This is a genomic window from Streptomyces sp. (assembly GCF_036566765.1).
In the GTDB taxonomy this organism is placed as follows: domain Bacteria; phylum Actinomycetota; class Actinomycetes; order Streptomycetales; family Streptomycetaceae; genus Streptomyces.
Genome location: NZ_DATCVQ010000693.1, coordinates 1 through 13,022, shown reverse-complemented (window position 1 = coordinate 13,022; position 13,022 = coordinate 1). Strand labels below are relative to the sequence as shown.

The following is a 13,022-nucleotide window of genomic DNA, read 5'->3' as shown; positions in this document are numbered from 1 at the left end:
CCAGGTGGCGCCGCTGCCCACCGCTCGGTACCTCCTCGCCGCGGCTGCCGCGCCCTGCCCGCCGGGGCAGACCGGCACCTGCGTGTACGCGGTCGGGGGCCGCGGCACCACGTTCAACGTCCAGGGCGAGGTGGAGTCGTTAAACGCCGTCGGCGACGCCTGGACGACGCTTCCCTCACTGCCGACGCCCCGGTCGCACCTTGCGGCCGCAACCACGCAGTGCCCACCCGGGCAGGGCGGCATGTGCGTCTACGCCGCGGGCGGCAGTACGTCCAGCGGTCTCCTGGGCACCGTCGAAGCCCTGGACCCTCCCCCGGCGGCCTCCGCGCGCTGACCCCGAAGCCGTGAGGGATCCCTGTACGGGGTCCCTCACGGCTTCGGTCCTGAAAGACATCCATGTCGGCGTCAGATCGTGCGCGCGGACCACGGACGTTGGTCCGCGGTCCGCGGTCCGGTTCTGGGACGGGGCGATGGACTGGACTCGGTATGAGGTGGTCGTTGATCGTGCGCTGCTGCGCCCCGTCAAGGGCGTCGTTCTTGTCCGTAACCACACGGTCGGGCCGGGTCCGGGGGCCGTCCCCGCCCCGGCCGGGCGACCCTGATCCGTGCCATGACCGCCTGGAACGGGGTGCAGTCGTTGTCGTTCCCGCCCGTGAGCGTGAACGCCAGCGGCCCGCCCGGGATGTCACAGGCTCTCGATACGCTGAACGCCTCATCACGGGGGTGACCAGAGGCATGACGGGAGAAACCAGAGCAGGCGGATCCACTTCCGTCCATGGGGCGTTGGGTGTGGCGACCGTCCGGGTCGAGGCGGAGTTGAGCGAGCTGTTCGCCGAAGAGGGCGGGGGCGGATCGACTTCCAGCGCCCTCGGAAGAGTCCGGGCGAGCAGTTGCGGTGCCCGTTCGAGACAGCAGACGAGCTCCGCTGTCCCGCCGGGCTCATGCTGTACGCCGGCGGTCGGGACTGCCGGGCGGCGATGGGCGGCGATGGGCTGCGGGTCGAGGCACTTCGCCGTGCCGTCCTTCGAGCAGTGCATACAGGGGCTCCGCAGGGAGCTGCCGGACTGCGTGGAGCCGGGGACCCGCCGCCGGAGATCGCCCGGAAGGTCGTCGGAGTCGTGCGGGTCGAGATGGAGTGGCAGGGGCGGCAGGATTTGAACCTGCGGCGTACGGGTTTGGAATCCGTTGCTCTGGCCGGGCTGAGCTACGCCCCTTCGGTGCCTTGAGCATGGCACTGCGGCGGAACTCTCTGCCGCATGATTTTCGGGACCGCCGAGGCGGCGTGTCCCCCTCTCCGCTCCGGGAAGGCTCCGCCGATGCCGTTCACCGCCCAGCACGCCGAACACGGAAGGCTGGATGCCACCCAGCCCGATCTGGGATGCGGGCAGAGCTGGGAGGACATCCACCGGGCTCGGGCACCGCTGCACTGTCCGGCCTGCGAAAGCCGGATGGTGGCCCGCGTCTCTGTGCTGGGGCTGCGGCACTTCGCTCACCGGCGCCGATCGCCGAACTGCCCTCTCGCGGGGGAGAGCGCGGGCCACCTGCTGCTGAAGTCCGACCTCGCCGCGGCCGGCCGGGCCGCGGGCTGGCAGATGCTCCTTGAGGCCGCCGCACCACACGGCGCTTGGCGGGCAGATGTCCTCGCCGTCTCGGCGGAGGGCCGTCAGTTCGCGCTGGAAGCCCAGCTGTCACCCATCACGGAGGACGGCGTACTCGAGCGCACCGCGCGCTACACGGCAGACGGGGTGGGCGTCTGCTGGTTCGACGACCGGGAGCGTCCCCGGCCTTGGATGGCCGCGGCGCCTTCCCTCCACGTGAGCGGCCCGTCTGACGAGCCGCGGACCGTACGTCGCGGCATCGCTCGGTATACGGCCCGCGACGCCTGGGGCATGGTCGAGGGCATCTCTCTCAACGACGCGGTGGCGTGGATCCTGGACGGCCGCTTAGCCCCGCACGAGGAGCAGTACTTCCGCGCGCGGAACGCCCATGACGAGTACGAGGGTCGGTTCTGGACGGCGCCGCAGTACGCGGCCGCGGCTGAGGAGGAGGCAGCCCGTCACCGAGCGGCACTGCGAGCCCAGGAGGCACTCTGGCAGCAGAAGGAGGCGGCGCGGAAGGCACGGGCAGCCGCCTACGAGCGGTTCTGGGCCCGGACGGGGATCGGGCCGGGATGGTGGCGGAGTTTCGAGGCGATAGTCCAGGGCGCGCTCGGAGACGAAACGTTCTTCGGTGCGCCCTCCGCCGCGTACGGCGATGGCCGGCCGCTGTACACGAAGGAGGATGGCCGGGCGCGGGTCATCGCGGTGGCGCTTCCCGACCGCCTCGGGGCGTGGGCGGAGACGACTCCGGTCGTGGTCGACGCGCCATGGGCTCTGCACAGAATGGCCGAGCTGGCCTTCTCCGACGTGAAGGTGTTCGTCGCATCCCCGGACTCCGAGTCGTTCGAGTGCTGGTGGGTCCGGCCCGGCGGGGTGTACTAGGTCCTGCCTTCACGTTCCCGGTCGCCGGGGGGTCTGCGGTGGCGGGTCCCACGGAACCGCCACCACTTCGGCGTGCGGCCGGAGCGCTCTCCCCTCTCCCATCGCTCCTGGTGTGGGCGTGACATGCGAAGGCAACTCCTAGCCCGGGATCTCGAACAGGACTTCCTCTTGCGGCAGGCACGGAGGGTCGAGGACGTCACGGAGGCGGGCGATGTCCCGCAGCCATTCCAGACCGGCCGGCGCTACACCCCACAACTCGGCGAGCTCACAAGACTCGGCGACCACGTGGTCCAGAGCATCGACCGCGAGCGTTGGCATCTCCGCGGGCAGTTCCGGCATCGGCTCCGAGGGACCGTAGACCACACACGTCGGACCCCCGTCAGGGTGCTGCGCGACCACCAGGGCCGCCGCGGCCACCGCCCGCTCAGCATCGAAGCCGTACAGGTTCCTCACCACGACTGGCGGCGCTTTCAAGCACGCTACGGATCATCGACACGCGCACGTCCACGGCCGCCCCGTCCAGGTCCCCCGCGAAATCCGCAGCCGTGTCGTTGTCGAACGGGCCGATGCCCCACGTACCCACCGTGACCTCGTCCTACTTGCCGGACCTGCGCATCTTCCCATCCGCAACCGACAACAGAACGGGGCCGCACAGCACACGAGAGTAGGACAGAACGTCAGCCCAGCCGGCACACCTTGCCGGCCCGCTCGGCCTCTGTGCCCAGACAGCCGGGCGCGCCCGGCACACGGCGATACCCGTCTGCCGACAGGCTAGTTGACGCAGCCCGGAGCACAACCGCGCCGTCGGCCCCGGCAGCGCGCCATCGGCGCCGCCTAGGCGCCGAGGACGATCCCCGCTGCGACGCGCCCTCCAACTCGACGCACTCCTCGTCGCGGAGCTCCGCGACCCGCCGCGCTGACGGTGTCGCCAGCGACTGTCCGTCCGGGTGCCGGTCGACCTTGTCCCAGCTGGCCTTGCAGTTGTCGGGTGGATCCGAAGGCACCGGCGGGACCGAGCCGCCGGAGTACGCACTGACTGTACGGCGAACATGGCCGCCGGCCGAGGGTTCGAAGGGGTAGCGCCGAGCGCCGAGGTAAGCCCACATGCCAGCAGGTCCTCGATGAGCCCGCCGTGCGCGCGGTGGTTCGCGAAGCAGTACGCGACGTCCACACCGCCCGCCCCGCCACGCACCGATAGGCCGGGGTCTCTTGTCGGACGCGGAGGGGTTCGGGGGGGCGGGCCCGGTGTCGTGTGGCCGGCTAGTGCATCAGCTCGGAGTGGGTGTGCTCGGGCGCCGCCGGGCAGACATAGAGCTGCTGGTCGTAGCCGCTGCCGATCTGGACCGCAGTGGGCCGCCTAGGTTCGAAGTGGTCGAAGCCGCTGGGCGGTTCATCCGCCGGTTCCTCGTGCGGGACCCAGCTGCTGTCGTCCTCGCCCTCGAACGTGGCGATGGTCAGTAGGGCCTCCATGTCGCTGTCGCAGTCAGGGCAGAGCCGGGGGGCGGGGTCGGTGGCGCCCCAGCGAGGCCAGCCGCCGACTTTCCAGCCGGGGGCGCCCGCCAACTCACTGTCGTAGAACTCCTGCGGGAACGACGCGTAGGCGCTGTCCACGTCCGTGCCGGCTGCCTGCCACACGCTCCAGTTCCCGAGCTGCTCCTGGAGTTCCTCGCTCAACTCCAGGTGGTCGGGGTATTCGGTGACCTGCTCTGGGCTGAGCAGGCACGGCTCGGGAAGGTAGCCGTCGAACTGCATCGCGGGCGGTTCGGGGGGCGTGGTGAGGGTGTCGGCGACCGTGGCTGCCGACCGCCAGAACAGCGCGGTCTTGGGCATGATCGGGTGGTCGAAGGGGCACCACAGGACCTGGAGCAGGTCTGCTCCTTCAGGCATGGGCAGATCGGGCACGTCCCGCGTGTACAACTGGGCGACCGGCAGCATCGCTATGGACCCCTCATACGGGGCGACCGCCAGCTTCACTGGAAGCTCCCGAGGGGGGCGGATTCGCTCAAGGGGCTCTCGTTCCTGCGGGGTCAGGCTCCTGCCGCGCGAGGCGGCACGGATCCGTCGTTCGAGCCTCACGTCCGCTGGGGACAGCGCCGGGTTGATTCCGTCCACTACATGAGGTCCGTCGCAGTGCGGCCATGGCTCGTCGGCGGGCCATAGCAGCGGTCCGCCGATGGAACTGTCCTGCGGTGACGGAGACCCGGGGCGGGGGTGCAACCGGGTCGCCGTGCGTGCCAGCGGAGCCAGTTGAGGGAAGACCGCGGTGACGTCGAACGGCCGCGGCGGAGTGGTCGGGGTGCTGTTCATAGCCGCGACCTTGCCAACTGGCTCTGACAGCTGGGCGCGCAGCGACCTCGAGGCAACCGTCTCCCCAGGCAGCGGACCTGCAGCGCTACCAAGCCTTCATGGAGACACTCTGCTGACCACCTCGCCCGGTGCGCAGAGGCGCTTCACCTGAGCCCAGACCCCCGCCGTCCATCCGGTGGCGGGGGCCTTGGGCCGGGCAATCGCCTCGGTGGACGAATGACCGAGGCGGTCGGCCGTAGGCGTCGACCCTAGGCCGTTTCCTTCGGATCACCTTGTTGACCGGGTGCAGATGGCGGCGAGGTAGATGGTGGCGGTCATGTCGTAACGGGTGGCCACGCCACGCCACTGCTTGAGCTTGATGTGGATCTAGGTGGTCGGTCCGCCGCGGGAGCCGGCCGAGGCCGTGGTCGTCCCCGGCTCACCGGCCGGGGCCCTTTCGTCCTGGAACGACCGTCGGCATGGCCACCGGCCCCAGCGGAGCACGTGCCTCCACGTCGCATACCGCGGTGTGCCGCAGTGCCGACGAACGGGCCACCGCAGGCCCGCGGGCCGTGTCCTGCGGGTCAGTCGGCCCCAGCCCCGGTGCGCGCTCGTGGTCAGCAGGCCACGGACTCGATCAGGTAGAAGGGGGCCGCCTCCAGCAGCGGGGTCACCGACACGACGGACAGTCCCGCGCGGTGGCACACCTCTTCGAAGTCCTTGCAGGTACGTTCCTTCCCGCCCAGGTTCACCAGCATGTTGAGGTCGCTGAGGTAAGTGATCCCGCCGTCTGCGGCGTGCGCAGCGGCACCGGTACCGACCACCTCGGGAAGCACCGGCTCCACGATCAGGACGCGGCCGCCGGGCGGCAGTACCTCGCGGCAGTGGCCGAGGATCGTGACCGCTTGATCGTCCGACCAGTCGTGCAGGACGCTCTTGATCAGGTACAGGTCCGAGCCGCCGGGAACGGAACGGAAGAAGTCGCCTGCAGCCAGGGAACAGCGGTCCGCCACCCCGTGCCGGTCCAGCGTCTCCGGTGCCTGGGCCAGGCCGTCCTCGGTGTCGTGGACGACACCGGTGAGCGCCGGGTGCGCGTCGAGTACGCGGGCCAGGACGCTTCCGTCGCCGCCGCCGACGTCGGTGACCGAGGTGAAGCGGCCGAAGTCGTAGGCGTGCGGCAGCACGGCGGCCGTCTCCTTGGAGGCCTGGCTCATCGCCGCGTTGAAGTCGGCGGACAGCTCGGGGTGTCGGCCGAGATGACTGAAGAAGTCGGTGCCGAATACGGCGTCGAACGCGATCTCGCCGGTGCGGACGCTGCTGTCCAGGCCGTCCCAGGCCCGCACGATCGCCGGGTCGGTGAACATCCGGACGAACGAGACGAGCGAGTCGGGGCGGCCGGAATCGAGAAGGGCGCCGGCGGCAGTCACTGAGAACGCGTCGGGTTCGTGCTCCTCCATCAGGCCCAGACCGGCGAGGGCGCGCAACAGCCTCGTCATGGGTTGGTGCTCGGCTCCCGCGTCGGCGGCCACCTCGCCGGCCGGCCGCCGGCCGTCGCCGATCAGGTCGAAGACTCCGAGCCGCACTGCGGCGCGCAAGGTCTGCGAGGCCATGCTGCCGAAGGCGAGCTGGACGATCAGACCTCGGTCGGCCATGGCCTCTTGGGTAGCAGCTGTGTCTATGGAGCTCACGAATGACTTCTTTCCTCGTCGGGATGGGTGGCTGTGATGTCCGGGACTGCGGGTCAGAGACCGGCCAGGGCAGTGGGCGTGCACCCGGCGAAGGCGAGGACGTCGCGGTGGAGGTGGGACTGGTCGGCGTATCCGTGCGCCAGGGCGATGTCCGCGGCGTTGCCGCCCGCGCGCAGGGCCCGGGCGGCCTGGTCGAAGCGGACGAGCATGGCAGCGCGCTTGGGGGTGAGGCCGATCTGGGCACTGAACCGGGACCACAGCCGCTTCCGGCTCCACCCGCAGGACGCGGCGAGGTCGTCGACCCGTACCCGGCCCCCGCGCGCCACGATCGTGTCCCACACACCGGCGACCTCGGGTGTCATCGACGGCCCCCGAGCGGCCCGGCGGGCGAGGAACTCGCTGACCAGCGTGAAACGTTCCTGCCACGCGGTGGCGGCGGCCACCCGTTCGCGGAGCTGCCGTTCCTGCCGCCCCCACAGGTCCTCCAGGCCGACGACCGCCCCCTCCAGTTCGTGCGGCGACACACCCAGCAGCGCGTAAGCGGCGCCGGGCGACAGGCACATCTCGATGCACTCGACGTCCCGGCCGCGGATTCGCGCGGGACCGGGCGACAACGACGCGACCAGGCTCGGATGAGGGTTCGGGCTCGTCGAGGGCCGTTGTGCGGTGCCGCCTTCGATCGTGAACGGGTCGTTCCCCAGACCAATGACGACGACCACGGCAGGCTGGGGCAGCACCCGCAGGTCCAGTGCCCGGCCGACGCGATCCCGGAATCCGGCCATCCGGACACCGGCAACGGCCGGCGCGGCGGCACCGGGCTGCGCTACTTCCCACTCGCTGCCGGCTGCACGGTCGCCGTCGGAACCATGGTCCATGGCCACGGCTCCGACCTCGGCATCCACTTCGTCGCTGTGCATGCCCCCACCCTGACGGACCCGGGCCGCCCCGTCTTGAAGAAAAGTTCCGCGGGCCGACGCGCGGAGCCCCGAGCGGCCACCAGGGCGTCTTCGGATCGTCTGATCGTTGGTTGATGTGTGTCGTTGACTGACGCCCAGTGGGCGAGGATCGAGCCGTTGCTGCCGGACAGGACCCCGAAGCGGGGAGGGCGGTGGCGTGATCACCGGCAGGTGATCGACGCGATCGCGTGCAAGTACCGCACCGGGACAGCGTGGATGGACCTTCCCGGGCGCTTCGGCTCGTGGAAGGGCGCCCACAACCGGCTGCGGAAGTGGGCCGCCGACGGCACCTGGGAGAAGGTCTTCACTGCCCTGCTCGCCCAGGCCGACGCTGAAGGCGACCTCGACTGGGTCGTCGCGGTCGACTCCACCATCGTCCGCGCTCATCAGCACGCCGCCGGGGCCCGTCAAAAGGGGCCTCGGCCGGCGAGCCGGACCACCATGCCCTCGGACGGTCCGCGGCGGACTGACCACAGAGATCCACCTGGCCGCCGACAGCCGCTGCCGGCCCCTCGCCTTCGTCCTCACGCCGGGCCAGGCCGGTGACGCGCCCGCATTCCCCCAGGTCATGGCTCGCTTACGGGTGCCGCGGCCGGTCGGCCGGCCCAGGACCACGCCGGAGGCGGTCCTGGCCGACAAGGCGTACTCGTCCCGGGCGATCCGCAACCATCTCCGTCGGCGCGGCATAAGAGCGGTGATTCCGCAGCCGGCCGACCAGGCCGCGAACCGCAAACGGCTCGGCTGCCTCGGCGGCCGTCCGCCGACCTTCGACCGCGAGGCATACAAGCAGCGCAACACGGTCGAGCGGTGCATCAACAAGCTCAAGCAGTGGCGCGGCCGGGCCACCCGCTACGACAAGACCGCCACCGTTTACCTCGCCGGGCTCCACGTCGCCGCCGTCTTCATCTGGTCGGCGAGGTGACCCGGAAGGGGCATCCAACGGCGATGCGCGGTCGCCGTGCCCTGCTCAGTCGTCGAACCACACGACGAGGCGTACGTTGTCGTCACCGTGCTGTGCTGCGAGTTCCTTCATGGCTTCCCAGACGGGTTGCCACTCGCCGGTTTCGGTGACGGCATCTCTGCGGCGGATGGTGACTGATCTGTAGAACGTGTCCCCAACAAGCCACTCACTTCCTTCGGGCCACTCGCGCACCTCGCCCGCTTCGAGGCCGACAGCCTCGGCAAAATCTGGACTCCAGGAGGACTTGCCCCACATCCTGAGCCCGCTCGGCGTCCGGCGGTATTCGTGAAGGCGACTGTCGGGCTTCTCTGCGGGCTCATCCCAGTCGACGGCCTGCACCTCGGCCCACGTGATCCACGTGGTGCTGTGAAAGCCGTCCTCGCCGTACCACTCGGTCAGCTGGGCGAACCGCGCACTCACGGTGGCCGAGGCGTCGGCGGGAAACCCCCTGCCTGCGGCCAAGGGACGGAAGTTCGCATAGTTACGGACCCCGAAGAGACAACCGAACGCGTCGTAGTTACGGACAGTGTTAAGGGAGCTGAGGCCGTGTGCGCTGTACCAGATCGGCTCCTGATCGTCTTGCGGCGCCCGGTACTCGAGGAAGCCGCTTATGTCTGTACCCATGCCAGGCATTCTCCCGACGCCGTCAAATGATTTGGTCTGCACGGATCGACGACCTGCGTATGCGTGAGCTGCCTGGCCAGGAGGTTCTGTGGTGAGGAACAGCGCCCAGACGTGCCTTCCGGTCAAAGCGCGGACCGCAGTTCTGACCGTAGTCCGGTGTACACGGACATGACCGGTACCGGCGGTATGTGATCCGCAGGAAACGGCCTAGGTCGCGTATCGAGTCGTGATCATCGGGTGGTCCTGGTGAGGTCTTTGATCCAGATCATCGAGGCGTGCAGGTGGAGACTGGTGAGGTAGCCGTCGGGAGTCTTGTCGTATCGGGTGTCTCACCGTCCCAGTTCCGGCCTCCTGGTACGTCACGCTCTGGGGCGGGTGAGGCACGTGGAGCCGACGTGAGCCGACCGGTGCACTGATGTCCGGGCGGGGACTCATGGGACATGGCCCGGCACCCGGCTCAGGTTCCGGGGAGGATACGGCGCGTTTCGTAGGCCCACATCGCGATCTCGACCCGGTTGCGGGCGCCGAGTTTGGCCATCAGGCTGGCCAGATGCGTCTTCACCGTGCTGAGGCTGATGTGCAGTGCATCGGCGATCTCGGTGTTGGTCAGCCCGCGAGCGACGGCGAGAAGCACCTGCTCCTCGCGGGCGGTGACGGGGGAGACCGGCTGGGCCACGGGACGGCCGGCGGGCAGGTCCGCGAATGCCTGGAGCAGACGGACGGTGACGCTGGGCGCAATGAGCGCCTCACCGCCGGACGCCGACCGTACGGCCTGGGCCAGAAGGTCCGGTCCCGTGTCCTTGAGGAGGAATCCGCGGGCGCCGGCACGCAGCGCGCCGTAGACGTACTCGTCGAGGTCGAACGTGGTGATGACGACCACGGCCAGCGGGTCGGCGACGCCCGGGCCGGCGACCAGCCGGGTGGCCTCGAGCCCGTCGAGTACGGGCATGCGGATGTCGAACAGACAGACGTCGGGGCGCAGTTCGCGGGCCAGACGTACCGCCTCCTGCCCGTCGGCGGCCTCGCCGACGACCTCGATGCCGGGCTGGGCGTTCAGCATGATCCGCAACCCGGTGCGGATGATCGTCTGGTCGTCAGCGACGAGGACGCGAATGGACACCGCTCTCGCTCCTCGCGCTCGGCAGTTCGGCTTCGACATGCCAGCCCCGGTCGGTACCCGGGCCGGCTCGTAGTGTGCCGCCGAGCAGGGTCGCGCGCTCGCGCAGTCCGGTAAGTCCGTATCCCTCGCGACCCCGGCCGGTGCGTCGGCCGTTGTCACGCACGCTCACCCGTACCGTGTGCCGTTCCGCGGCGACCCGAACGACGAGCTCGGTCGCGTCGACCGCATGGCGCAGCGCGTTGGTCACCGACTCCTGCACGATCCGGTAGACGGCCGCGTCCACGGCCGGGGGCAGCGCGTCCAGTTCGCCGTCGAGCCCCAGGTCGACCCCGAGGCGACCAGCCGGGGTGCGCACCAGGCGCTCCAGATCCGCGACTCCGGCAGGGGGCGCCAGCTCGGCGCCGACCCCGCGGTCGCGCAGCGTGGCGACCATGGCGCGCATTTCCTCCAGCGTGCGCGCCCCTTCCTCCTCGACCCCCTCCAGCGCCTCGACGGCGGCGGACGGGTCGGCGCCCGCGAGCACCCGGCCCGCCTGGGCGATGATCACCATGGCCGACACGTGGTGGGCCACCGTGTCGTGCAGTTCCCGGGCGAGCTGCTCGCGCTCGCGGGAGCGCACCTGCTCCAACTGCCGCTCGCGAGCGGTCACACGGAACCGCACGGCAGCCCCGATCACGCCGGGCAGCAGCAGGAAGGCGAAGCCCACGACGTTCTCGACGAACGGGGTCTCGTCCGTGACGGAACACAGCGCGCCGGCCGTGAGGATCACCGCGCCGCCCAGCACAACCTCGCGGCCCGATCCCCACCGGGGCAGCGCGTACACCAGCACGAGCACGACCGCGCCGGTGTACAGGCCGACGGGCTCGCGCGGTGCGGCGACGAGCGAGGCCACCGGAAGCAGGGTCACCGAGCCGAACGCCAGCGTCACCATCGCCAGCGGGCGGGTCCGGCGCCACAGGGGCAACAGGCACAGCCATACGGTGACCACCACCGCCACCGGCCGCCACACGACGTTCTCGCGCAGGGTGGCCTCCAGCGCCACACCGGCAAGGCCCGCGGCGAGCAGCGCCCAGTCCCGCCCCACCCGGGCGGGCGCGTCGGGCGGCCGGGGTTCGGTCCACAGGGTTCGCAGGTCGTCTCGGAGCACGGTTCTCAGCCTAGGGGCCGCGGGGTGCCGCGCATCGGCCGAAAGGACGGGGACTCACTCCGACTTGGGGCCGACGGATCCGCGGCCCGCGGGCCGATGCCACGGGGCGCCGTGGCGACGAGCCTCGTATCGGCGGCCGTGCAAGGACGGCCGACGAGGTGGTTGGAGGACCCCGATGCTCTCGAAAGCCCTGTTGCGCCTGGGCGCAAGCGCCGCCCGTCATCCCTGGCGGGTGATCGCGGCATGGCTGATCGCCGCCACGCTCGCCGTCCTCGCCGCCGTCGCCTTCGGCGGGCGGACCGCGGACTCGATGACCGCTCCGGGACTGGACTCCCAGCGGGCCGCGGAACTGATCGAGCGGGCCGGCACCGGCCAGGAGGGGATGACCGCCCAAGTGGTCGTCACCCCCCTCGACGACGGTGCGACGTTCTTCGACGACGACGGCGCGCGCACCGCTCTCACGCGGCTGGAGACCGAGGTGAAGCGGTTGCCGCACGTGCTCGGCACGAGCGACCCGGCGGGGGCGCTCGACACGGGCGGGGACACCGCCGTGCGCGGCGGCCTCGTTTCGGCCGACGGGCGGATCGCGGTCGTCCGGGTGCAGTACCCCGACCAGAGCCGATTGTCGGCCGAAGACCTCGACGCCCTCGTCGCACTCGGCGACCGGCTGCGCGCCGAACTGCCCCTGCGCGTCGAGATGGGCGGGAGCCTCTTCTACGCCTTCTCCGACCCCGACGGCGGCGTGAGCGAGTTGATCGGCCTCCTCGCCGCGGCCGCGATCCTGTTCCTGGCGTTCGGTTCGCTCGTCGCCGCCGCGCTGCCGATCGGCATGGCGGTCTTCGGACTGACCGTCGGGGTCGCCACGATGACGGTGCTGGCGGGGGTGACAGACGTCCCCACCTTCGCACCGATCCTGGGCAGCATGGTCGGGCTCGGAGTGGGCATCGACTACGCGCTGTTCGTGCTCGCCAGGCACCGGGAGTACCTCGCGCGCGGGCTCGATCCGCAGGCGGCGGCCGGACGAGCGGTGGCCACGGCGGGGCGGCCGGTGATCTTCGCCGGCGGCACCGTCGTCGTGTCGATCCTCGGCCTGGCGGTCGCGAACGTGCCGTTCATGACGGTGGGCGGGCTCGCCGTCTCGATCGTCGTTCTGATCATGGTGCTCGCATCGGTCACGCTGCTGCCGGCCTTCCTCGGCGCCGCCGGCCCACGCCTGGCCCGGGCCGGCCGGATCGGCCGGGCTCTGCAGACCAGGAAGCTGGGCCGACTCGCACGGCGGCAGGACCCGGCGGCAGGCACCGCCCACGCCGCCGGGTGGCGTCGCTGGATCGGGCACGTCAGCCGGCACCCGGTGCCGTACGCGGTCGGCGCGGCGGGGCTGCTGCTGACGGCGACGCTGCCCGTGCTCGGCCTGCGCGTCGGCCTGCCCGACGACGGCTCACTGCCGCAGAGCCGTACCGAGCGCCGGGCCTACGACCTCGTCGCCGAGGGGTTCGGCCCGGGCACCAACGGTCCCCTCGTCATCGCCGCGGACCCCACCGGTGATCCGGGAGTGCTGGACCGACTCGTCGCAACGGTCGCGGCGGATCCGGGCATCGCATCCGTCGCGCCGACGCACATCGATCGGGCCACCGGCATCGCGACCCTCGTGGTGTTCCCGACCACCAGCCCTCAGGACAAGGCAACGGCCGACACCATCGCCCGGCTGCGCACCGACGTGCTGCCCACGGCGATCGGGCACGGCCCGGCCAGGGCCCACG

Annotated in this window: 11 protein-coding genes, 1 tRNA gene and 1 pseudogene; 4 read left to right on the top strand and 9 right to left on the bottom strand. The window is 70.9% G+C overall.

The genetic code is table 11. From position 1 onward, the window contains the following. Window positions 1–334: Kelch repeat-containing protein (locus VIU94_RS40150; RefSeq protein WP_331919836.1), on the top strand; the 334-nt coding region annotated here is incomplete at its 5' end. An 802-nt stretch (window positions 335–1,136) separates the two neighbouring features. Here the strand turns inward: VIU94_RS40150 and VIU94_RS40140 are convergent. After that, window positions 1,137–1,214: transfer RNA gene (locus VIU94_RS40140), tRNA-Trp, on the bottom strand. Between the two features lie 102 nt (window positions 1,215–1,316). Here VIU94_RS40140 and VIU94_RS40135 point away from each other — a divergent pair. Further along, a complete protein-coding gene (locus VIU94_RS40135; protein WP_331919834.1) occupies window positions 1,317–2,480 on the top strand; it encodes a competence protein CoiA in 1,164 nt (387 codons plus the stop codon). A gap of 138 nt (window positions 2,481–2,618) precedes the next feature. Here VIU94_RS40135 and VIU94_RS40130 read toward each other — a convergent pair whose 3' ends face one another. From VIU94_RS40130 to VIU94_RS40110, 5 genes are all read right to left on the bottom strand, one after another. Further along, window positions 2,619–2,936: a DUF4259 domain-containing protein gene (locus VIU94_RS40130; protein WP_331919832.1), complete on the bottom strand. Its 318-nt coding sequence runs from the start codon at window positions 2,934–2,936 to the stop codon at window positions 2,619–2,621. Continuing rightward, window positions 2,905–3,063, bottom strand: a complete 159-nt coding sequence (locus VIU94_RS40125) for a DUF4259 domain-containing protein (RefSeq protein WP_331919830.1) — start codon at window positions 3,061–3,063, stop codon at window positions 2,905–2,907. The genes VIU94_RS40130 and VIU94_RS40125 overlap by 32 nt, the downstream gene beginning before the upstream one ends. A gap of 677 nt (window positions 3,064–3,740) precedes the next feature. Beyond that, on the bottom strand, window positions 3,741–4,454 hold the full coding sequence (locus tag VIU94_RS40120; protein WP_331919828.1) for a hypothetical protein: 714 nt from the start codon (window positions 4,452–4,454) through the stop codon (window positions 3,741–3,743). 929 nt (window positions 4,455–5,383) lie between these two features. Further along, window positions 5,384–6,418, bottom strand: coding sequence for a methyltransferase (locus VIU94_RS40115; protein WP_331919826.1), 1,035 nt, complete (start codon window positions 6,416–6,418; stop codon window positions 5,384–5,386). A gap of 89 nt (window positions 6,419–6,507) precedes the next feature. Beyond that, a complete protein-coding gene (locus tag VIU94_RS40110; protein ID WP_331919824.1) occupies window positions 6,508–7,371 on the bottom strand; it encodes a helix-turn-helix domain-containing protein in 864 nt (287 codons plus the stop codon). A gap of 117 nt (window positions 7,372–7,488) precedes the next feature. Here VIU94_RS40110 and VIU94_RS40105 point away from each other — a divergent pair. Next, a pseudogene (locus VIU94_RS40105) lies at window positions 7,489–8,332 on the top strand (IS5 family transposase). A gap of 45 nt (window positions 8,333–8,377) precedes the next feature. Here VIU94_RS40105 and VIU94_RS40100 read toward each other — a convergent pair. From VIU94_RS40100 to VIU94_RS40090, 3 genes are all read right to left on the bottom strand, one after another. Beyond that, complete coding sequence (locus VIU94_RS40100) at window positions 8,378–8,995, bottom strand: hypothetical protein (protein ID WP_331919822.1); 618 nt, start codon at window positions 8,993–8,995, stop codon at window positions 8,378–8,380. A 457-nt stretch (window positions 8,996–9,452) separates the two neighbouring features. Then, on the bottom strand, window positions 9,453–10,115 hold the full coding sequence (locus tag VIU94_RS40095; protein WP_210578132.1) for a response regulator: 663 nt from the start codon (window positions 10,113–10,115) through the stop codon (window positions 9,453–9,455). Next, window positions 10,090–11,262 carry a sensor histidine kinase gene (locus tag VIU94_RS40090; protein ID WP_331919820.1) on the bottom strand — a complete coding sequence of 391 codons (1,173 nt, stop codon included), beginning with the start codon at window positions 11,260–11,262 and terminating at the stop codon, window positions 10,090–10,092. The genes VIU94_RS40095 and VIU94_RS40090 overlap by 26 nt, the downstream gene beginning before the upstream one ends. Before the next feature lie 175 nt (window positions 11,263–11,437). On the opposite strand from VIU94_RS40090, the gene VIU94_RS40085 reads away from it, so the two are divergent. Beyond that, on the top strand, window positions 11,438–13,022 hold a 1,585-nt coding region (locus VIU94_RS40085), incomplete at its 3' end, for an MMPL family transporter (protein WP_331919818.1).

Bases quoted from the DNA above. Each gene is read 5' to 3' on its own strand.
- VIU94_RS40135 (WP_331919834.1), top strand. From the start codon at position 1,317: ATGCCGTTCACCGCCCAGCACGCCGAACACGGAAGGCTGGATGCCACC.
- VIU94_RS40115 (WP_331919826.1), bottom strand. From the start codon at position 6,418: ATGGCCGACCGAGGTCTGATCGTCCAGCTCGCCTTCGGCAGCATGGCC.
- VIU94_RS40110 (WP_331919824.1), bottom strand. From the start codon at position 7,371: ATGCACAGCGACGAAGTGGATGCCGAGGTCGGAGCCGTGGCCATGGAC.
- VIU94_RS40100 (WP_331919822.1), bottom strand. From the start codon at position 8,995: ATGGGTACAGACATAAGCGGCTTCCTCGAGTACCGGGCGCCGCAAGAC.